16 protein-coding genes are annotated in these 22046 nt (G+C 67.1%); 13 read left to right on the forward strand and 3 right to left on the reverse strand.

Annotated features, from left to right (window positions below; all coding sequences use genetic code 11):
- The first annotated feature begins 39 nt into the window (after positions 1 to 39).
- The 5 genes from ACFC0O_RS10740 (at position 40) to ACFC0O_RS10760 (ending at position 11003) form a co-directional block, all read left to right on the forward strand.
- Positions 40 to 6435: an SDR family NAD(P)-dependent oxidoreductase gene (locus ACFC0O_RS10740; RefSeq protein ID WP_375955594.1), complete on the forward strand. Its 6396-nt coding sequence runs from the start codon at positions 40 to 42 to the stop codon at positions 6433 to 6435.
- Entirely contained in the window at positions 6432 to 7847 is a 1416-nt protein-coding gene (locus ACFC0O_RS10745; protein WP_375955596.1) for an aminotransferase class I/II-fold pyridoxal phosphate-dependent enzyme, read from the forward strand. The genes ACFC0O_RS10740 and ACFC0O_RS10745 overlap by 4 nt, the downstream gene beginning before the upstream one ends.
- 127 nt (positions 7848 to 7974) lie before the next feature.
- Positions 7975 to 8781 carry a phosphatase PAP2 family protein gene (locus ACFC0O_RS10750; RefSeq protein ID WP_375955598.1) on the forward strand — a complete coding sequence of 269 codons (807 nt, stop codon included), beginning with the start codon at positions 7975 to 7977 and terminating at the stop codon, positions 8779 to 8781.
- 38 nt (positions 8782 to 8819) lie between these two features.
- Positions 8820 to 9695, forward strand: coding sequence for an alpha/beta fold hydrolase (locus ACFC0O_RS10755; RefSeq protein ID WP_375955600.1), 876 nt, complete (start codon positions 8820 to 8822; stop codon positions 9693 to 9695).
- Between the two features lie 132 nt (positions 9696 to 9827).
- A complete protein-coding gene (locus tag ACFC0O_RS10760) occupies positions 9828 to 11003 on the forward strand; it encodes a hypothetical protein (RefSeq protein WP_375955602.1) in 1176 nt (391 codons plus the stop codon).
- 10 nt (positions 11004 to 11013) lie between these two features.
- Here the strand turns inward: ACFC0O_RS10760 and ACFC0O_RS10765 are convergent, their stop codons facing one another.
- Positions 11014 to 12333, reverse strand: a complete 1320-nt coding sequence (locus tag ACFC0O_RS10765; RefSeq protein ID WP_375955604.1) for a hypothetical protein — start codon at positions 12331 to 12333, stop codon at positions 11014 to 11016.
- Between the two features lie 115 nt (positions 12334 to 12448).
- On the opposite strand from ACFC0O_RS10765, the gene ACFC0O_RS10770 reads away from it, so the two are divergent.
- From ACFC0O_RS10770 to ACFC0O_RS10780, 3 genes are read left to right on the forward strand one after another with little or no spacing between them, the layout of a single operon-like run.
- Positions 12449 to 13132, forward strand: coding sequence for a TetR/AcrR family transcriptional regulator (locus ACFC0O_RS10770; RefSeq protein ID WP_375955606.1), 684 nt, complete (start codon positions 12449 to 12451; stop codon positions 13130 to 13132).
- Entirely contained in the window at positions 13129 to 13989 is an 861-nt protein-coding gene (locus ACFC0O_RS10775) for a 3-hydroxyacyl-CoA dehydrogenase (protein ID WP_375955608.1), read from the forward strand. Before ACFC0O_RS10770 ends, ACFC0O_RS10775 begins: the two co-directional genes overlap by 4 nt.
- 38 nt (positions 13990 to 14027) lie before the next feature.
- Positions 14028 to 15794, forward strand: coding sequence for an oleate hydratase (locus ACFC0O_RS10780; RefSeq protein WP_375955610.1), 1767 nt, complete (start codon positions 14028 to 14030; stop codon positions 15792 to 15794).
- Between the two features lie 39 nt (positions 15795 to 15833).
- Here ACFC0O_RS10780 and ACFC0O_RS10785 read toward each other — a convergent pair whose 3' ends face one another.
- A complete protein-coding gene (locus tag ACFC0O_RS10785; protein ID WP_375955612.1) occupies positions 15834 to 16760 on the reverse strand; it encodes a LysR family transcriptional regulator in 927 nt (308 codons plus the stop codon).
- Between the two features lie 118 nt (positions 16761 to 16878).
- Between ACFC0O_RS10785 and ACFC0O_RS10790 the strand changes: the two genes are divergently transcribed.
- From ACFC0O_RS10790 to ACFC0O_RS10805, 4 genes are all read left to right on the forward strand, one after another.
- The gene (locus tag ACFC0O_RS10790; protein ID WP_375955613.1) at positions 16879 to 17571 is read left to right on the forward strand and encodes a type 1 glutamine amidotransferase domain-containing protein; all 693 of its coding nucleotides are present in this window, start codon (positions 16879 to 16881) and stop codon (positions 17569 to 17571) included.
- A 6-nt stretch (positions 17572 to 17577) separates the two neighbouring features.
- Positions 17578 to 18132 carry a TetR/AcrR family transcriptional regulator gene (locus ACFC0O_RS10795; RefSeq protein WP_375955615.1) on the forward strand — a complete coding sequence of 185 codons (555 nt, stop codon included), beginning with the start codon at positions 17578 to 17580 and terminating at the stop codon, positions 18130 to 18132.
- The gene (locus ACFC0O_RS10800; protein WP_375955617.1) at positions 18132 to 19148 is read left to right on the forward strand and encodes an NADP-dependent oxidoreductase; all 1017 of its coding nucleotides are present in this window, start codon (positions 18132 to 18134) and stop codon (positions 19146 to 19148) included. The genes ACFC0O_RS10795 and ACFC0O_RS10800 overlap by 1 nt, the downstream gene beginning before the upstream one ends.
- Before the next feature lie 225 nt (positions 19149 to 19373).
- On the forward strand, positions 19374 to 20594 hold the full coding sequence (locus ACFC0O_RS10805; protein WP_375955619.1) for a cytochrome P450: 1221 nt from the start codon (positions 19374 to 19376) through the stop codon (positions 20592 to 20594).
- A gap of 71 nt (positions 20595 to 20665) precedes the next feature.
- Here ACFC0O_RS10805 and ACFC0O_RS10810 read toward each other — a convergent pair whose 3' ends face one another.
- Positions 20666 to 21130, reverse strand: a complete 465-nt coding sequence (locus tag ACFC0O_RS10810) for a YiiD C-terminal domain-containing protein (RefSeq protein WP_364628932.1) — start codon at positions 21128 to 21130, stop codon at positions 20666 to 20668.
- 180 nt (positions 21131 to 21310) lie between these two features.
- On the opposite strand from ACFC0O_RS10810, the gene ACFC0O_RS10815 reads away from it, so the two are divergent.
- Positions 21311 to 21946: a GntR family transcriptional regulator gene (locus tag ACFC0O_RS10815; RefSeq protein WP_364628930.1), complete on the forward strand. Its 636-nt coding sequence runs from the start codon at positions 21311 to 21313 to the stop codon at positions 21944 to 21946.
- Positions 21947 to 22046: the final 100 nt, after the last annotated feature.

Raw genomic sequence — 22046 nt, forward strand, 5'->3', positions numbered from 1 at the left:
GGGGATCAAGAGTTCGAGCTGATTTGCCGAGGAGTCGTAGTGTCTGACATTGCCATTGTCGGAATCGGGTGCCGATACGCGGGTGGTATCGATTCACCGGAATCCTTCTGGGACTTCATCATCAACAAACGCGACGGGGTCGCGGAAATACCGCCCGAGCGCTGGGACTACCGCCGCTATTACGATCCGGACCGGCGCACGCCGGGCCGCATGTACACCAAACGCGCCGCGTTCATGACCGGCGATCCCTGGGCCTTCGATCCGGATTTCTTCGGCATCTCACCGCGCGAGGCGGCCGCCATGGATCCGCAGCAGCGCCTGGTGCTCGAGGTCGCGTGGGAGGCGCTGGACGACGCGGGCATCGCCGGGCATATCTCCGGCGCCCCGATCGGGGTCTACATCGGCGCGTTCACCCTGGATCAGCTGGCCATCTCCGGCACCAGCACCGCGCTGCCGTACGTCGATATGCACACCGCCGCGGGCGCGTCGTACACCATGCTGTCGAACCGAATCGCGTTCGCGCTCAATATGGTCGGCCCCGCGCTCACCGTGGACACCGCGTGTTCGTCCTCGCTGGTCGCACTGCATCTGGCCTGTCAGGCGCTCGCGAACGACGACTGCGCGGTCGCCATCGCGGGCGGCGTCACCATGCTGTTGCAGCCCGAGGCGTTCGTGTCCATGTGCAAGGGCGGCTTCCTGGCCGCCGACGGGCGCAGCAAACCCTTCGACGCCGCCGCCGACGGCTACGGGCGCGGTGAGGGCTCGGGCATGGTGGTGCTCAAGAAGCTGGAAGACGCCGAGCGCGATGGTGATCGGGTGTACGCGGTCATCAAGGCCACCGGCTCCAATCAGGACGGGCGCACCTCGGCCATCACGGTGCCGAACGCGGATCTGCAAGAGGCGCTGGCCAAATCGGTATCGCGGCGCGCGGGCATCGCACCGCACGAGGTCACCTACGTGGAGGCGCATGGTACCGGGACCCCGGTCGGCGATCCGCTCGAATTGCGTGCCATCGGACGGGCTTACGGTCAGGTCGAGGGCCGCACCGCACCGGTCGGCGTCGGCTCGGTCAAGGGCCAGCTCGGGCATACCGAGGCCGCGTCGGGCATTGCCAGCATCATCAAATCGGCGCTGGCCATCTCCAAGCGCACCATCGCACCGCAGGGCTGGCTGGAGACCCCCAATCCGGATATCCCCTTCGATGAGCTGGGTATCAAACTCCAGTTGGAGGCGGAGCCGGTCGGGCCGGAGGTCGAGCGAATGACCGTGGCCGTCAACGGCTTCGGCTACGGCGGCACCAATGCCCATGCCATTCTCCAGGAATACCGGCAGACCAGCGGAATCGACCGCGAACCACGGCATTACGGCGTGCTGCCGGTGTCCGCGCGCACCGATCAGGCCGCGCGGGAACTGGCGCGCGGCTATGCCGAGCTCATCGCGGACGGCGCGGATCCGGGCCTGCTGGCCGAGGCGGCCTGGACCCGCCGCCAGCATCACCAGTTCCGCACCGGCCTGACCTTCGGCGGTGACGCCGAATTGGTCACGGCCCTGGTGGAATACGCCAATGGCGGCGGTCGTGCCGCCACCAAGGTGGTGCCGCGCAAGGTCGCCGATCCGGTGTTCGTCTTCACCGGTATGGGACCGCAGTGGTGGGCCATGGGCCGCGAACTGCTCACCGCGGGCGGCACTTTCGCCGCCGAGGCACAGCGCATCGACACGGTGTTCCAGGAGATCTCCGGCTGGTCCATCATCGAGGAACTGCTGCGCCCGGAGGAGGAATCCCGGGTCACCGGCACCGCCATCGCGCAGCCCGCCAATTTCCTGGTGCAGGTCGCGCTGTTCGCCCTGCTCGATGAGCTGGGCATCCATCCGGCCGCGGTGGTCGGGCACAGTGTCGGCGAGGTGTCGGCGGCGTACGTCACCGGCATGCTCTCGCTGCGTGACGCCCTGCGGGTCAGCTACCACCGCGCCCGATTGCAGGCCACCACCGCCGGTTCGGGCGGCATGCTGGCGATCGGGCTGCCGCTCGCGGCCGCACTGGAATTGATCGACGGTGATGATCTGGTCGATATCGCCGCGGTGAACAGCCCGAGCGCGGTCACCCTGGCCGGGGCCGAGACGCGGTTGGACGAGATCGCCGAAAGCCTCACCGCGGAGGGTGTTTTCGCGCGCCGCCTGCAGGTCGAGGTGCCGTACCACAGCTATCTCATGGAGCCGATCCTCGGCGAATTGCGTACGGCGCTCGCCGATCTCACGCTCTCCGATCCGACGATCCCGCTGCTGTCCACCGTCACCGGCCGCGAGGTCGTCGCCGGTGACTGGGATGCCGAATACTGGTGCGCCAATGTGCGGCAGCCGGTGCGATTCGCCGATGCCGTGAGCGCGTTCGTGGACGCCGGGCATCGGGTATTCCTGGAGGTCGGCCCGCATCCGGTGCTGGGCGCGAATATTCGCGAAATCCTGATCGGCGCGGGCGAGACCGGCACCTCGGTGGCGACGCTCAATCGCAAACAGGCCGATGCCGAGAGCATCCGGCAGACCATCGCCGGACTGTACGGTGCGGGCGTGCTGGAGCTGGAACCGCTCTTCGGTGATCTGATCACCCCGCATATCGATCTACCGCGCTATCCGTGGCAGCGCACCCACCTGCGGCATGAACTGCCGGTGTTCACCCAGCTCCAGCACGGGACGCCCGGGGTGTACGCCATGCTCGGCGATGCCGATCTGGACAATGCCTCGACCTCGTGGCGGCTTCAGCTCAGCGTCGGCGCGATGCCGTGGCTGGACGACCATGTGGTCGGCGGCGCTCGAATCCTGCCCGGCGCGGCCTATTTGGACGCCGCGCTGAGTGCGGCCGCACTGCGCACCGAGACCCGCCGGGTGGCGGTCGAGGAGGTGCGCTTCATCGCACCGCTGATCATCGATGACGGGGCCGCGCCGACCGTCGAACTGCACGTGGAGGATTCGACCCGGCGCTTCACCATTCGCTCCCGCGCGACCGTGGACGCGCTGTGGACGGTGCACGCGACCGGTCGCCTGGTGGAGGGCGTCTTCGAATCCAGCAAGGTGGACCTGCCCGCTATCGATGAGATGCACGCCATCGATCCGGCCGCGTTCTACGCCGGATTGGCCGCGCGCGGACTGCAATACGGTCCGGCCTTCCAGCGCGCCACCTCGGTGCGCGTCTCCGGGTCCACGGTGCTGGCCACCCTGGACGGCACCGTGCCCGAGGCGCTCAATGGCGCGGGTGCGGCGGCCCCCGGACATCTGGCACACCCGTGCGTGGTGGATGCCGCGCTCCAGAGTGTGGCGGCGCTGCTGGCGGGCGTCGGCGGTCCCGAGGACGGGGCCATGGTGCCCATCGGGGTCGCCGAAGTCCGTGCCTTCGATGCCATTCCGGACCGGGTCACGGTGGTCGCGCGCCTGGACACCAGCGCCGATCCGATCGCCGATATCGATCTGCTCGATGCCGAACAGCGGGTGGTATTACAGCTCATCGGTATGCGCTTCGGCTCCATCGCGCCGGGACGCGGTGCGCTGCAACGCATGACGGACTTCTTCTACGAGGATCGCTGGGAGCTGCGGGATCCGATCGATCGAAGTGCGCTGCCGGACAGTGTGAATACCGCCGCGCTGGTACTCGAGCTGGGTGTGCACGCGGGCGCCCGGGGCGCCGAGATCGCGGCGGCGGTCGGCACGGACCGACTGGTCACACTCGGCGATCCGCAGCGGGAGGATCTGGAAGCCGTTGTCGCCGAACAACTCCTGACGGCCACGGCCGAGGACATCGAGCGATTGCACGTAATCGTGGTGGCCGGGGCCGAGTACGAGGACCTCGACAATCTGTGGACCCTGCGCCGCCTCGCCCTCACCCTGGACGAGTTCTTCGACGGCTGGCTGGAACGGCGCGGCGTCGAAACCCCGATGATCGGTGACGGCTCGCTACACGTGAGCGTGGTGACCGAACGCGCCTTCGCACATCCGGAGGAGGAGGCGACGCCGAATCCGGCGCATGCCGCCCTCGCCGGTGCGCGCCGGGTACTGCTGAACGAACAGCCGCGATTGCGCTGGCGACTGGTCGATATCGAATCCGGCACCGCCGCAGCCGATATCGCCGCGGAGCTGGCCATCACCGGTGCGTTCAGCTATGACAACACCGATGAGATCTTCCTGCGCAATGGCCTGCGCTGGATTCCGGTGGTGGACGCGTCCCTGCCCGATCGCATCGAAGCCATGGATCAGGCGGTGCCGCTGACCGATCCGGAAGCCAACTTCACCCTGGAGCTCCCGAAGTCGAAGCTGCTGTCCCGGCTGGGCTGGCGGCGCTGCGACCGCCGCGAACCCGGTCCCGGCGAGGTGGAGGTCCGCATGCGGGCCGTCGGCCTCGGCTACAAGGATCCGCTCAAGGTGCTCGGCGTCCTGGATGAGGAGGAACTGGCCGGAACCTACTTCGGCGCGGTTCCCGGTATGGAGGGCGATGCGATCGTCGTCCGAATCGGTTCGGACATCACCGATCTCGCGGTCGGCGATAAGGTCATGCTCTCCTCCAAGGGCATGATCAGCCGCTTCCACACCACCGACCGCACCCTGGTCAGCCCGGTATCCCCCGATGCCGAACCCGGCTACTGCACCAGCGAGGTCGCCTTCGCCACCGCCGAGCATTCGCTGCTGGAACTGGCGCGGGTGCGCACCGGTGACGTGGTGCTGGTGCACGGTGCGGCGGGCGGCGTGGGCACGGCGGCGGTGCAAATCGCGAAACTGCACGGCGCCACCGTGATCGGCACCGCGAGCACCGGTGACCGGCGCGCCTACGCCCTGGGCCAGGGTGCGGATCACGTCCTGGATTCGCGTTCGCTGAATTTCGCCGATGACGTGCTCGCGCTCACCGACGGCCGCGGCGCGGACGTGGTGATCAGCACCGCGCCCGGGGAGATCCTGCGCCGGAACTTCAAGGCGGTGGCCGAATTCGGGCGCATCGTGGAGATCGGCAAGGCCGATATCTACGGCGGCGGCGTGCTCGATCTGAAGTACTTCGACAAGAACATCTCCTACCACTCCTTCGATCTGGATCGCATGCTGGCGCTGCGCCGGACGCAGACCATCGAGCTGATGGAGCGGGTGGAGGCCGCGCTGGCGGCGGGCCGGTACCGGCGACTGCCGTTCGAGCTGTACGAGACCGATGATGTGGCAAAGGCTTTCGAGGAGGTGGCGCGCTCCACGCAGCTGGGCCGCATCGCCGTGAGCATGGAGGCCGTCGCACCGCTGGTGCGGCCGCAGATTCCGCGCCTGGCCATCGATCCGGCGGCGCGGTACCTGATCACCGGCGGCTTCGGCGCGTTCGGCCTGGCGGTCGGGCGCTGGCTGGTGCGGTCGGGCGCACGGCATCTCACCCTGCTGGGCCGCAATGGCGCGACCACCGCGGCCAGCCGCGATCAGCTGGCCGCATGGGAGCACGAGGGCGTCGAGGTGATCACCGAACGCGTCGACGTCACCGATGTCGAGGGCATGGCCGCGGTCATCGCCCGGGCGAATACGGCGCAGACGCCGCTGCGCGGTGTCATCCACACCGCGGGAGTCGTTGACGACAAGCGCATTTCGGTGATGGACCGGGACAGCCTGGCCGCGGTGTACCGGCCCAAGATCGAAGGCGTGCGCGCGCTGCGCTACGGCCTCGATCTCGCGAATGCCGAACTGGATCTGTTCGTACTGTTCTCCTCCGGCAGTTCGATCTTCGCCGGAATCGGCCAATACTCGTACACCGCCGCGAATCTCGCCCTGCAATCGGTCGCCGATGTGGTGGTCCGCGAGGGCGGTACGGCGCTGGCCGTCGGCTGGGGTCATATGTCCGGCGGCGGTATGGCCGATGACGAGAGCGTGGCGCGCTATCTGCGCACCACCGGATTCGACGATATCGATATGGACGAGGGCACCGAATTCCTGGAGAAGGCACTGGAACTCGGCATCCACCATCAGGTGGCGATCATTCCGGTGGATTGGGGCAAGGTGGCCTCGACCGTCCCGTTCTTCAGCATGGTCGGGCGCGTACAGGAGCAGATCGCGGCGGCGGCCGAAGATGATTCCGCCGCATCGCATCTGGTGGCCGCCCTGCGTGCCCTGGACGCGCAGAAGCGCGGGGATGTGGTGGCGCATATGCTCGCCGAGCAGCTCGCGGTGGTCATGGGCGTGGACCCGGATTCCATCGATCTCACCGTCCCCGTCCCGGATCTCGGCCTGGATTCGCTCATGGCGGTGGAATTCGGTGCGCTGGTGGGCAAATCGCTCGGCATCGATCTCACCGCGCTCAAGATGGGCCGCACCTTCACCCTGGAACAGGCGGGTGCTCGCGCCGCCGAATTCCTCATCGGCAGCACCGATTCGACAGATCCAACCGGCCTCACCGATGCGGCTCCGACACCCACGGAGGTGACAGCATGACCGAATCCGCACGGGATATCGCCCGGAAACTATTGGCGGGCACCGGTAACGGCGGCGGTGTGGCGACCGCACCGCGCTCGAACGGCGGTGCCATCCGACCCGCTGCCGCTCGCCCGGCCACCGCGAGCCCCGCGGCGGCCGGTGCGGCGGCCGCCCGGCCGGTGCGCGGTCCGGGCCGCCAGTTCGCGGACCATCCGGACGTGGCGGCGACGGTGGCCAAACAGGCCGCCATCGCCGCCATCACGGCACAGTCCGGGCTGGTCAATCCGCTGTTCCTGCCGCGAAACAGCCCGAATGACACGGTGATTCGGGCCAATGACACCGATCTGGTGAACTTCAGCGCCTACAACTACCTGGGCCTGTCGAACCATCCGCACGTGATCGAGGCCGCCAAGGACGCCCTCGATCACTACGGGGCGTCCGCCTCGGCCAGTCGCATCGTCTCCGGGGAGATTCCGCTCTACGGCGAACTCGAGCGGCGACTGGCCGATATCTACGATGCGGGCGATGCCATGGTGACCACCAGCGGCTACCTCACCAACGCGGGCGTGATCGGCTTCCTGCTCGGCGAGGGCGATGTCGCCATCTGCGATGCGCTCATCCACGGCAGCGTGGTGTCGGGGACGCAGTGGGCGGGCTGCCGCCGCGTCAATTTCCGGCATAACGATCCCGAATCGCTGCGCGCGGTGCTGCGCATGTCGCGCAGCGGTTTCGATCGCGCGCTGGTGGTGCTGGAGGGTCACTACAGCATGGACGGCACCGTCGGCCGGGTGGCCGAACTCGCCGCCATCGCACGGGAATTCGACTGCGCGGTCATGGTCGACGAGGCGCATTCGTTCGGCGTCTTCGGCGAACGCGGGCACGGTATTCGCGAGCACTACGGTATGGCGGGCGCGGACGTCGACATCTGGATGGGCACGCTGTCCAAGGCCCTGGGCAGCTGCGGCGGTTTCATCGCCGCGGACGCCGATCTGATCGGGGCGATGAAGGCCAGCGCACCCGGGGTGGCCATGCTGACCGGCGGTCCGGCACCGTCGACCATCGCGGCCGCCATGGCCGGCCTCGAGGTGCTCGAGGCCGAACCCGAGCGGGTGTCGCGGCTGTGGGAGAACTCCGAGATCTTCCATGCCGCGCTGCGCGAGCGTGGTCTGAACCTCGGCGAGTCACAGGGCACCCCGATCTGCCCGGTGATCGTGCCCGGCGAGATGCGGGCCGGATTCGTCTCGGCCACGCTGCTCCAGCGCGGGGTGTACGCCGGGGCCATCTCCGCCCCGGCGGTGCCGGTCGGCAAGGAGCGGTTGCGCTTCTTCATCACCTCCGAACACACTGCGCAACAGCTGATTTCGACCGCGGACCTACTGGCCGAGACCATTGCCTTGGCTGCGGGGCTGCCCGAAACGGCGGCCGTCTGAGTGGTCCGTGTCTCTCGGATCACACCCCATTTCCAGTGACGAGAAGGTGGTGCTAGGTTAACCGGAGGATATCACTCCGGTTAACTTCCCGGAGGGCGGTCAGCCGAGCGAGGAGGAGGCCGCGCCAATGGTGGCACTGGATCTCGATGCACCCGTACGCGTTTCACCATCGGGAACCGGCGTCATCGATCGAACGCGGGCGGCCGTGCACGGCCGCGGCCCCGAGGCCGTGGTCCAACTCGTGGTTATCACGGTGCTCTACCTGACCTATCGCGTCGGCCGCATGCTCGCGGCCGATGAGCAGACGCATGCGCTCGCCAACGCGCGCACGCTGCTGACCTGGGAAGACCGCCTGCAGATGCCGAATGAGCAAGCGCTGCAATCGATCTTCGTCAAACATGAATTCCTGGCCGTGCCCGCGAACTTCTATTACGCCACCGCGCATTTCGCGGTTGCCATCACGGCGCTGCTGTGGCTGTGGACCTTCCGGCCCATGTACTACCGGGTCACCCGCAATCTGATGGTCGCGCTCACCGCGGCGGCGCTGGCGCTGCACATGCTCATTCCGCTCGCCCCGCCGCGCATGTTGCCCGAGTACGGATTCGTGGATCTGGCGGCGAAATACGGTCAATCGGTCTACGGGCCGCCCGATACCGACACCCTCTCCAATCAATTCGCGGCCATGCCGTCACTGCATGTGGGCTGGGCGCTGCTGCTGTCGCTGGGCCTGATCGCCGCCACCCGCACCCAATGGCGCTGGCTACTGCTGCTGCATCCGGCCATCACCACACTGGTGGTGGTCGGCACCGGCAATCACTACTGGTTCGACGCCATCGTGGCCACCGCACTGCTGGCGGTGGCGACGCTGCTGCATCCGCCGGTATTCGAGCGGCCCGGGTCAATGCCGGAAATGCACGGAAATGAGAGGATCTGACTCGACCGTTCGACTGCAGAAAGCCGGTGCCGAGGACAATGACGTCTACCGAAACCAAGTCTCGCGCGCGGATCGGTGACCTCATCACCGTGCAGGGCCGCCGCGTCCACGTACGCCAGGACGGACCGGCCGACGGCAAACCCGTACTGCTGCTGCACGGTTTCGAGGGTTCACTGCACTGGTGGGACGCGGTCACGCCGCTGCTGTCCGATACCTATCGGGTGATTCGCGTCGATCTGCTCGGATTCGGCTGCACCGGTGGTGAAGCCGGATTCGGCCAGGACGGACAGGGCAGCATGCTGGCCGCGGTGCTCGATGAACTCGGCGTCGCCAAGGTGGCGGTGTGCGGACACTCCTGGGGTGCGGACGCCGCACTGGCCGTGGCCGCGCGCTCACCCCGCATCACCGAGATCATCATCCTGGATCAGGCCCCGGACCTGAGCTATCTGCACGTCCCGGCCGGGGCCGCGCTGCTCGCCCTCGGCCCGGTCGCCCGGTTCATCCAGCGGTTCGCCCCCGAACCGATTGTGCGCCAAGCCCTGCGCGAGGGTTTCGCCCCCGGCTTCGAGCTATCGGGAGCGGTCCCCAGCCCGCATCAGATGTTCCTGGACCACCGCGCCATGTCATGGCGCGCCTATCGCGAGGTCACCACGGTCCGCCGCCAAGCCCTGGCCGCCGACCCCCTGGACCGCCAACTCCGCCGCCTGGCCCTGCCCGCCCTGGTCATCCACGGCCGCCTGGACGGCATGTACGACTGGGCCACCACCCGCGACCGCTACATCGCGGCGGGCGCCCGCTTCGAACTCATCGACAACGCCGGTCACAGCCCCAATGTCGAAACCCCGCACCGCTTCACCGAAATCCTCCGCGATTTCCTCGCCGCCCCCGCGGCCCCCAACCCCATCCAGGACTGACACCCGGATCGAAGCGCCCGCCGATGCCATCGCGGCCACGATCTCGATCGAAGTGCGCTGATCTCGGCTAGGCGTAGGCTGGCGAAAACCTGCATGAGGATCGACCAACCAACCTCTACCGAAGGACGGCCGATGTTCAATCAGTCCGACCTGACGACGCTCATCTCCGCCGCGCCCGGGCGCGGCGTCTCCATCTATCTGCCCACGCACAGCAGTGGTCCGGAAACGCGCCAGGACCCGATCCGGCTGCGGAATCTGTTAACCGAGGCGCATGCCAAACTCGTCGCCGACGGCGTCGGCAAGCGCGAGGCCGACGAGCTGCTCGCCCCCGGCGAGGCACTGCTGGACGACTATCCGTTCTGGCAGCATCTGGATGAGGGGCTGGCGCTCTTCTTGGGCGCGGACGGCTCGCAGTACCGATTCCCGGTGCCGCTCACCTTCACCGAACAGGTGCATATCGAACCCGGCTTCTATGTGAAGCCGCTGCTGCCGCTGCTGTCCGCCGACGGCAAGTTCGCGGTGCTCACCCTGACCGCCGACGGCGCGGCGCTGTACGCGGGCTCCAAATTCGCGCTCACCCCGGACCCGGAGGCCGGATTGCCGGGTGGCCCCACCGATAACCTCGACGAGGACAATCAGAGCCGGATCCTGGCCAGTCCGACCGCGCGCCCGCACACCGGCGGCAAGGCCACCACCTCCACCCAGGCATACGGCGAAACACCAACGGACTGGCGCAAATCCGTGCTCGACGACTGGGTCGGCAAGGTCGCCTCGGCGGTCGAGCGCCGCCTGGCCGATCAGGCCATTCCGCTGGTGCTCATCGCCGATCCCGAACTCGGCGGCCAGTTCAAGAAACGCAGCACCCTGGGCCCGCTGCTGGTCGGCACCGTGGAGAAGAATCCGGCCGCCCTGTTGAACGGCAAACTGCACGACACCGCCTATCAGGTGGTGCGCCCGCATTTCGAGGCCGGTGAACGCGCCGCCCTGGAACGCGCCGCGCTACTGCTGGCCGACGGTCCGACCAAGGTCGCGGTCACCATCGGCGAGGTGGTGCGGGCGGCCTTCCAGGGCCGGGTCGAGACGCTGCTGCTCACCGACGGCGCGGTGGAGTGGGGCCGTTTCGACGAAATGGCCGACGCCGTCGAAACCCATTCCGAGCCGGGCACTTCGGTGATCGACCTGACCGAATACGCCACGGTGAAAACCCTGGAGAACAAGGGCGCGGTGTACATGCTGCCGCCCGAGGCACTGGCCGGACTCTTCAAGAGCGCCATCGCCCCGGCCGCCATCGCGGTGCTGCGCTACTGAGCGATGCGCACTACTGACCGTCGGTAACCGAATCGCCCTGCGCCCGAACCGCTTCCGTGTACACGGCGGGCGGCCGGGTGGCGGGGCGGACCTTGCGCAGCCACACCAGTCCGAGCGCGCAGCCGAGCGCGATGCCCAGCGCCATCCATCCGGCCTTGGGCTCGTGCGCGGTCGACGGCGATCGGTACCACAGGTGTGAATAACCGGCCAGGGTGTCCTGTGCGCCGCGCACCGCGAGCACCACGGACGGCACGAACAGCACCGCGATGCCGAGCACCCGATTCTGGAGCAGCTCGGGCCGGGTGGCCCCGTAGCCGTATCCGGTGATCGCGGCCAGCGCGAGTGCTCCGATCGAGGGAATCACCCGGTTCTGATCGGAGACCGGGGCCAGGGCCGCGAAGAGCGCGAGGCCCGCGATCAATCCCATGGCGACCAGCGGATAGCGCCGCCTATCCCCCAGCCACAGGCCCGCCGCCACCGCGACGAACAGCAGCGGATGCACCCAACTCGGCCGTGGCACAGCCACAATGGCGCTGCCGACCGCCGCCAGGCCGACGCCGATCAGAATGATCCCGCCATCGCGGCCGGTGAGAATGAACGCGGTCAGTATGGCGACCGCGACGGTCGCCGCGGCGGCCACCACCGCGACGGTGGTGTCCACCTGATGTCCGGTGAACCATTCGGCCGCAAGCAATGTCGAGCCCGCACCGATCGCGCCCGCCACCACCGTCCCGAACGGCGCGTCCAATTCGTGCACCATCTCCACGCGGCGGCGGTGATGCCAGCGGATCGAGAGCAGGATGAGCACGACCACCGCGAAGATCGCCCACAGCGGCGGTGAATCGGTGCCTACCCCGGTGTAAGTGGCTTCGGCGCTCGGCAATTCGGTCAGATCGCCGAGTACGACGCTGGCGACCGCGCCCAGCATGAAGGCCGCGCCGGTGCGCCGCGAGCGCAGTACGGCCGCGCCGATGAGCCCGAGCAGGACACCGCCGAGAATGGAGTCGATGTAGTTCGACGTGGTCAGCGAGACATCGGAATCCAGCCGCCGGCTCAGTACCGCATTGCCGAGCAGCGCGATTCCGGTGACGCCGGCGCAGATCCAGGTGAGCCGGGTATCGCCGAGTGAGACCGCGAGCACCACGGCCACCACCGCGGAGATTGCGCCCGCGGTATCGGCGCGCGGCACGTTCACCACCAGCAGGTATTGATGCAGCGCCGAACTGCCGGCCACCCGGGCGAAATCCACGGGCATCATCACCGACAGGCAGGCGACCGCCGCTGCCAGGAACGCGGTCACCACTTCCACGAGGTCGCGCAGACGCCGCACCCTCACAACATACTGCTCAGTCGGTAATTTGCGCGGGAGGGTTGCGCATTCGGTAGCCATGGGTACGCTCGGGAATGAGTCCGCTCATTATTCGAGGGCGATCCGGAGGTGTCCAGTGCCCGTACCGCAGGAGTCGCCCCAGGTCGGACGGCGGGTACGCGGTATGCGGGATAAGCAGGGCCGCATCTTCGACGCCGCTGCCGCATTGTTTGCCGAAAACGGTTTCGCACGCGTCACCACCCAGCAGATCTCCGATCGCGCGGATATCGCCGCGGGCACGCTGTTCCGCTACGCCGCCTCCAAGGGCGAGTTGCTGCTCATGGTCTACAACGCGGACTTCCGGTCCGCGCTGGACTTCGCCGAGCATCGCGCCCGTGCCTATGACGATCCGGTGGAGACGGTGCTCGAACTCATCCGGCCCACCGTGCGATCCGCCGCGCGCAGCGCCGAGAACACCGTCGCCTATCAGCGCGAACTGCTCTTCGGCCCGCCGGACGAGAAGTATCGCGCCGAAGGCTTGGCCCTGGTCGCCCGGCTGGAGGCCATGATCGCCGATCGGCTCGCCGTCGACGCCCGCGCCCGCGGACTGGAATCGCCTCGGCTGGAGGAACTTTCCCGGCTGGCCGGGCGCAGCGTCTTCGCGGTGCTGCATCTGGCGCTGGCCCGGCCCGCCACCGGGGCGCACCCCGGATATGACCCGCTCACCGATCTGCGTGCGCAAATCGCGCAGATCGTGGCCGGATTCTTCGCGGCCCTGCACACGTCCGTCACCAAACCCGAAGACAGGAGAGGTAATTGACCATCGATATCCGCAAGGTGACCGTACTCGGCACCGGTGTACTCGGATCGCAGATCGCCTTCCAGACCGCGTTCAGCGGCTTCGACGTCACCGCGTACGATATCAATGACGATGCGCTGCAGGCGGCGGGCGAGCGCTTCGAGAAACTCGCGGCCATCTACAAGGGTGAGGTGAACGGCGCGGGGGGTGGTAAGGCCGAGAAGACCGCGGCGGGCATCACGCTGACTTCCGATCTGGCACAGGCGGTTCGGGACGCCGACCTGGTCATCGAGGCGGTCCCCGAGGTGCTCTCGATCAAGCAGGACACCTATACCAAGCTCGGTGAACTCGCCCCCGAGCGCACCATTTTCGCCACCAACTCCTCCAGCCTGCTGCCCAGTGCCATGGTGGAATTCACCGGCCGCCCGGATCGGTTCCTGGCGCTGCACTTCGCGAATCAGGTGTGGAAATTCAATACCGCAGAGGTGATGGGCACCCCGGCCACCGATCCCAAGGTGTATCAGGCGGTCGTCGACTTCGCCTCGGACATCGGCATGGTGCCGATCGAATTGCATAAGGAGAAGGCGGGTTACGTACTCAACTCGCTGCTGATCCCACTGCTCAACGCCGCCATGGATCTGGGCGCGAACGGCTACGCCGATCCCGAGACGGTGGACAAGACCTGGCGCATCGCCACCGGAGCGCCCGCCGGACCGTTCCAGATTCTCGACATCGTCGGTCTGACCACCCCGTACAACATGCTGGTCAACGGCGACGAGAACGGCAAACACCTCGCGAAGTGGTTGCAGGACAACTACATCGGCAAGGGCAAGCTCGGCATCGCCAGCGGGGAGGGCTTCTACAAGTACGGCAACTGATCCGCCCGAAGTTCGAAACAACCAGGGATGGGAGTCACATGTTCTACAGCAGCGGCAATTACGAAGCCTTCGCGCGCCCGCGTAAGCCCGAGGGCGTCGACGGCAAAACGGCGTGGTTCGTCGGGTCCGGTCTCGCCTCGCTGTCCGGAGCCGCCTTCCTGATCCGCGACGGACAGTTGCCGGGTGACAAGATCACCATTCTGGAGGAGTTGAAACTGCCCGGCGGCGCGCTGGACGGTATCCGTAAACCCAAGAAGGGCTTCGTCATTCGCGGCGGCCGCGAGATGGAGAACCATTTCGAATGCCTGTGGGACCTGTATCGCACCATCCCGTCCATGGAGATCGACGGGGCCAGCGTGCTGGACGAGTTCTACTGGCTGAACAAGGACGATCCGAACTTCTCGCTCCAGCGCGCCACCGTGGAACGCGGTCAGGACGCGCACACCGACGGCCTGTTCACGCTGAATGACAAGGCGCAGAAGGAGATCGTCAAGGTCTTCCTCGCCACGCGCGAGGAGATGGAGGACAAGCGCATCGACGAGGTCTTCTCGAAGGACTTCCTGCAGAGCAACTTCTGGCTGTACTGGCGCACCATGTTCGCCTTCGAGGAATGGCACAGCGCGCTGGAGATGAAGCTGTACCTGCACCGCTTCATCCACCATATCGGCGGTCTGCCGGACTTCTCGGCGCTCAAGTTCACCAAGTACAACCAGTACGAATCGCTGGTGCTGCCGCTGTATCAGTGGCTGCTCGATCAGGGCGTGAACTTCAAATTCGATACCACGGTCACCGATGTGGACTTCGATTTGAGCGGGAAACGCAAGCAGGCCAAGCGGATTCACTGGGTGTCCGAGGGTGTGGAGGGCGGGGTGGATCTGAGCGAGAACGATCTGCTGCTCATGACCATCGGCTCGCTGACCGAGAATTCCGATGAGGGCGATCAGGACACCCCCGCGAAACTGAACAAGGGTCCCGCGCCCGCCTGGGATCTGTGGCGCACCCTCGCGGCGAAGGATCCGGCGTTCGGCCGCCCGGAGGTGTTCGCGGGCGATATCGAGAAGACCAAATGGGAATCGGCCACCGTCACCACGCTGGATCAGCGCATCCCCGAATACATTCAGAAGATCTGTAAGCGAGATCCGTTCAGCGGCAAGGTCGTCACCGGCGGCATTGTCACGGTGAAGGATTCGAGCTGGCTGATGAGCTGGACGGTGAACCGGCAGCCGCACTTCAAACAGCAGCCCAAGGATCAGATCGTGGTGTGGGTGTACTCGCTGTTCGTGGATGTGCCCGGCGACTATGTGAAGAAGACCATGCAGGAGTGCACGGGCGAGGAGATCACCCAGGAATGGCTGTACCACATGGGTGTTCCGGTCGCCGATATTCCGGATCTGGCCGCGAACGCCGCCACCTGCGTACCGTGCATGATGCCGTACGTGACCGCGTTCTTCATGCCGCGCAAGGCCGGTGACCGGCCGAACGTGGTGCCGGACGGATCGGTCAACTTCGCGTTCATCGGGCAGTTCTCCGAAACCAGCCGCGATTGCATCTTCACCACCGAGTATTCGGTGCGCACCGGTATGGAGGCGGCGTATCAGCTGCTGAACATCGAGCGCGGGGTGCCGGAGGTCTTCAACTCCACCTACGACATCCGCTCCCTGCTGGCGGCGACCAGCCGACTACGCGACGGTAAGGCCATCGATCTGCCCGGACCGCAGATCCTGCGCAAACAGCTGTTCAAACGCCTCGATTCGACCGAGGTGGGCGAACTGCTCAGCGAATTCGGGTTGATCTCGGATAAGTAGCGCCGCAGCGTATTTCGGTACCGTGGCGGGTCGGCGTGCTCAGTGCACGCAGGCCCGCCACACCTCTGCGGCCTCCACCAGGCGGGTACGAACCAAATCAATATGCGGGCGGGCCGGACCGCCGACGCGGCGCGCGAGATAGACCGTATTGATCGGCGAATCCTCCGGATCCAGCAGTGTCACAATCGATCCCGCGTCGAGTTCGCGCGCACACAGATAGCGCGGCAGCACCGACAGGCCCGCACCCGCGACGACCGCGGACAGCACCGCGCGCAGATCCGGAATCACCAGGGCCGCTTCGGCTTCCAGCCGGCTGTCGAAGACGTGCCGCCAATAGCGGCGCAGGATGGGCAGATCCGCCGCATAACTGATGAGCGGCACCCCCGCGAGATCATTGACGCGCAATCGCTCGATATCGATATGCGCGGCCACCTGCGGTGCGGCGACGAGTACGAACTCCTCATCGGCCAGCGGTTCGGCCAGGACGGTGCGCCCGCGCGGGCGAATGGTGGACAGCACCAGATCGAGTTTGCCCAGGCGCAGGTCGGTGAGCAGATCATCGGCCAGTCCGGTGGTGACGGTGAACCGGATGCCCCGGGAGATGAGCGGGGCCAGGGCGGGCAGGGTGAGCGCGGCGAGCAGTTCCGCGGGACCGCCGAGCAGCACCGGGGGTTCGGGGGTGTCCGCCTCGGGCGAATCGGCGACCACGGTCTCCAGCGCGTCGAGCGGATCGGCCACCCGGGTGGCCAGATCGTGCGCGGCCGCGGTGGGGCTCACCCCGCGCGGCAGGCGTTCGAAGAGCGGGCGGCCCAGGTGTCGTTCCAGGGCCTGCAACTGCGTCGTCACCGTAGGCTGGGAGAGGCCGACCTGGCTCGCGCCCGCGGTGAGCGATCCGGCCCGGTAGACGGCGAGAAACGTCCGGAGCTGCGCCAAATCCACGGATCCATCGGTTTGCCTATGTCTCATATAGGCGAGTCTATTGGTCGATCTATGTTCGCGTACCTACGGTGGAACCCGACAACCTGACATTCCGCATACGAAGTGTCAGTTCATCGGTAATACATCATTCCGAGCGAGGAGCATCATGGCCAAGGTCCTGTTCGTCATGACCGGCGTCGATCATTGGACGCTGGCCGACGGCACCCAGCACCCCACCGGGTACTGGGCCGAGGAGTTCGCCGCGCCGTACGAGGCGTTCAAGGCAGCCGGGCACGACATCGTCGTCGCCACCCCGGGCGCGGTGGTACCGCCGATCGATCGCGGCAGTCTCGCCCCCGAGGCCAACGGCGGTCCCGAGGGCGCGGAGAAGGTCGCCGAAACCCTGCGCAAGGCAACCGAATTGAGTTCGCCCATTGATCTGAGCGCGGTCGACCTCGCCGATTACGATGCGGTCTACTACCCGGGCGGGCACGGGCCGATGGAAGATCTGGCCGTCAATCCGGTATCCGGTGAATTGCTCACCGCCGCACTGGCTTCGGGCAAGCCGCTGGGTGTGGTGTGCCACGCCCCGGCCGCACTGCTGGCCACCGCCGACGCCGACGGCAAGTCGCCGTTCGCGGGCTACCGGCTCACCGGCTTCACCAATGCCGAGGAAACCCAGGCCGGATTGGCGGACAAGGCCAAATGGCTGCTCCAGGATCGGCTCGTCGAACTGGGCACCGACTTCCGCGAGGGCGAGCCGTGGGCCCCGCATATCGAGGTCGACCGCAATCTCTACACCGGGCAGAACCCGGCCTCCTCCGCCCCGCTGGCGGCGGAGCTGCTGAAGGCGCTCTGACCCGCCGTGCCCGATCGGACCGCCGATGTCCTGGACGCCACCCTGCGCTGCCTGCTGCGGTACGGGGCGCGGCGCACCACCATGGACGATATCGCCGCTGAGACAGGCGTTTCCAGGTCGGCGGTCTACCAGTACGTACGCAATAAGGACGATGCCGTGCGGCGCATCGCCGAACGGCTCCACGAGCAGGCGCTGACCGCCGCGCGGGAATCGGCCGTCGCGCCGATTCCCCTGGCGGACCGGGTCTTCGGCATCGTCACCGCCAAGGCCGAACTGATGGCGGGACCGTTCGCCGCCTCACCGCACGCCGCCGAACTGCTCGACGAACAGGCCCGGCTGTGCGGGGATATCTGCCGCGGCTTCACCGATGAACTGCACGAGCTGCTCACCGGAGTGCTCGCCGCGGCCGAGCTGGAGCGGCCGGGTGACGCCGCCCGGATCGTGCTGGCCGCCACCATCGGGCTGCTCTCGGCGGGCCGCCCCGATCTACTGCGCACCGCGTCCGACGCCGTACTGGCCGGGCTCGGCGCGCCATCGAAAACCTTTGAAGGAGAACAGTAATGACCGTGGACAGCCGTGAATGGCGTCTGATCGCCCGCCCCTTCGGCGAGCCCAAACCCGGCGATTTCGAACTCGCCACCGTCACGCTGCCCGAGCCCGGGCCGGGACAGGTGCTGGTGCGCAATGACTGGCTGTCGGTGGATCCGTACATGCGCGGGCGCATGAATGATGTCGAATCCTATATCCCGCCTTTCGTGCTCGGTGAGGCCATGACCGGCGGGGCCGTCGGCACCGTGGTCGCCTCGGCTGCGGACGATGTGCCGGTCGGCACGGTCGTCAGCCATTTCTACGGCTGGCGGGAATACGCGCTGCTCGACGGCGCCGCAGTACAGGTCGTGAATGCCGAAATCGCGCCCGCGCAAGCGTATTTGGGTGTGCTCGGCACCACCGGCATCACCGCGTACGCGGGTCTCACCGAGGTCGCCCCGGTCAAGGAGGGCGATGTGGTGTTCATCTCCGGCGCGGCCGGTGCGGTGGGCTCGATCGCGGGTCAGGTCGCCAAGCGGCTCGGCGCGTCCAAGGTGATCGGATCCGCGGGCGGCCCGGCCAAGACCGCGCGGCTGCTGAACGAATTCGGCTTCGATGCCGCCATCGACTATCGCGAGGGTGATCTGGTGGGGCAGTTGGCCATTGCCGCGCCCGAGGGCATCGATGTGTACTTCGACAATGTGGGCGGCGATCACCTCGATGCCGCGCTGGTGGCCATGAACCGGTACGGGCGGATCGCGCTGTGCGGGGCCATCTCGGTGTACAACGACACCGAACTCGCCCCCGGACCCGCACATCTGCCGCTGGCCATCGGTAAGCGAATCAACCTGCGCGGCATGAATGTCAGCGATCATCTGCATCAGGCCCCGGAGTGGATCGGACAGGCGGCGGGCTGGCTGGCCGACGGTTCGCTGCGCGCCGAGGAGACCGTGGTGGACGGGATCGAGCAGACGCTGGACGCGTTCACGGCCATGATGAGCGGTGCCAATACCGGCAAGATGCTGGTGCGCCTGCCGCACAACGGGTAGAGATCCGGCCGCGCTCGCAGCGGTCGCGAATATCTCGCCGCGAGACAGAAGACATCTTCTGTCTCGCGGCGAATTCATGCTTTCACCAGTGCATTTCGCGAACTACTAGGCCGACTCATCGCATCTGGCGGGTCCACTGGCGTCTCACCCGGAGACACTTGTTGACACCCGGATCAGCAGCGGAGACGGTGTGCCCACCAGAGGTTCCCGACATCGGAGTGGGCAATGACGCAGACCGCACCGGACGCGATCGATATCTTCGATCCCGTCCACCTGGACAATCCGTACCCGCTGTATCACCGGCTGCGGGAGCGGTCTCCGGTGTATCGGATCCCGGGGACGGACTTCCACCTGGTCACCTCCTGGGATCTGGTCGCCGAGGCGATCGGGCGGCCGGATGCCTTCTCCTCCAACCTGACCGGGGTGCTGCTGCGGCAGAGCGACGGTCCGCCCGCCACTTTCGATATGGATGGCGGCGGTCAAGCCGTGCATGTGCTCGCCACCGCCGACGATCCCACCCACCTGGCGCATCGCAAGCTCGTACAACCCTTGCTGGCCAAGCGAATTCGCGGTCTCGGACCGACCGTCCGTAAGCTCGTGGACAGCCTGTGGTCCGCGCATGCGCGCGACGGCCGCATCGACTGGGCGACCGCCGTGGCCGACCAGCTCCCGCTTGCCCTGGTCGCCGATATCATCGGACTGCCGAACGCGGATGTCCCGCGGCTGCTCGACTGGGCCTACGACAGCACCGAAATGCTCGGCGGCGTAGTCGATTCCGATGGGTTCGGCCGTTCGGTCACCGCGGCGGCGGAACTCACCGGCTACCTGTACACCACCTTCAAGGCCGCCGAGGCGAACTCGGGCGATGACCTACTGGGCGTGCTCGCGAGAGCCTGCGCCGCGGGCACACTGACCGATACCGTGGCCGTACTGGTGCTGGTGCAGTTGGTGGGGGCGGGCGGTGAATCCTCGGCCGGGCTGATCGCCAATGCCGTTCGCATACTGGCCGAAAACCCCGAGCTGCAAGCGGAACTCCGGCGCGAGCCCGCCCTGCTGCCCGCGTTCCTGGATGAGGCGCTGCGCCTGGAATCGCCCTTCCGAGGGCATCATCGGCACGTCACCGCGGACACCACGCTCGGCGGCATCGAGCTTGCGGCGGGCAGCCATCTGCTGCTCTCCTGGGGCGCGGCCAACCGTGATCCGGCCCGCTTCGACGATCCGGACACCCTGGATCTGGATCGCCGCAGTGGCGCGAACAATCTCGCCTTCGGCCGCGGCGTGCACTTCTGCGTCGGATCGGCGCTGGCGAAACTCGAGGCCACCACCGCGCTGACCGCGCTACTGGACCGCACCTCGACCTTCACCCTGGTGGATGACGCACCGCCGCAATGGTTTCCGAGCATCTTCGTGCGCCGCCACCACCGGCTCCCGCTGCGCATCGCCTGATCGGCGGCGTTCATGCCGAGATACCGGGCCGCCGCGGCCCGGTATCGGCGTGCGATACCGGGCCCGTCCGCCTACTTGCGGTGGGCGCGCAGCTGGTAGACACCCTCGGTCTCGGCGACGACGACGCCATTGGCATCGGTGACGGTCGCCTTCAGGGTGAAGTCGGACTTGCCCTTCAACTCCGCTTCCTCGGCGATCCGGGCGATCTCGGACTCCGATAGCTCTGCCACCGCGGTCACATCGGTGGCGGCGGGCTTGCGGAAGTAGATGTGCAGGTCCTTGACCAGCGGGTAGTACAGCGCGCCATCGAAACTGGCGACCGCGAGCGCACCGCCCAGGATTTCCGCGACGGTGAACAGCACGCCCGCGTACATGACGCCGAAGTGATTGCCGTTGCCCTCGATGGGAACCCGGGTGGCGGCGTAGCCCGGCCGGACCTCGGTAGCCTTGATCCCCATCTTGTGCGCGATCGGAATCGTGAATTCGAGTGCGCCGTTCACGACTTCGTTCAGCGGCGGGGTGGCGTCATTCGCCATGCGGGACCTCCCTGTCAGACTTACTGGCAGCATGCCAACAGCACAGATCATCGTGCCAAAGGTTCGGCGCGCGCAAGTCCCCGGGTCGGCGTGGCCACCGGGCTGACACGGCGGGGCGGTGAGACCGGCCACATCCCAGCAAATCCGACCGGTCGGATACCTAGGATGCAACTTGTGTCTATGACGTATTCATCCGCCGAGCGGGCCTACCGCGAGGTCAAGGAACGCATCCTGAGCGGGGAACTCCCCGGCGGCGAGCTGATCAGCGAGGGCGAGATCGCCACCGCGCTCGGCACCTCGCGCACGCCGGTGCGGGAGGCGTTCCTGCGGCTCGAGACCGAGGGCTGGATGAAGCTGTACCCCAAGCGCGGTGCGCTGGTGGTGCCGGTGCCCTCGCACGAGGCGGAGGACGTGACACAGGCGCGCTATGTCGTCGAGACGGGTGCCGTACGCGCTCTCGCCGAGACCGACCGGTCGGCCCTCATCGCCCGCCTGCACGCCTCCCTGGATCGCCAGCGCGCCCTCGCCGCGAGCGGTGACCTCGACGAATTCGCCGTCGTGGACGCCGACTTCCACCGCGAATACGTGGTCGCCGCGGGCAATCCCCTGCTCGCCGGTTTCTACGACTCGCTGCGCGAACGCCAGCGCCGCATGAACAGCGTCGCCCTGCGCCACGGCGAAATCCACACCGACCGCATCATCGCCCAGCACGCCCGCCTCGCCGACCTCATCGAATCCGGCGACACCGCGGGCTTCGCCACCGCCCTCGCCCAGCACCTCATGGACGTGCACGGCGTCACCCTGAGAGGGCTGTGATGGCGAACGAAATCAACGACTTCGCGTCCCGCGCGACCCCTGCACGGCAGCAGGCCGACTCGAACTCCATGACCGCTCGGCCGGGCATCGCGGGCGAAAA

Source organism: Nocardia sp. NPDC056100 (genome assembly GCF_042266325.1).
GTDB lineage: Bacteria > Actinomycetota > Actinomycetes > Mycobacteriales > Mycobacteriaceae > Nocardia.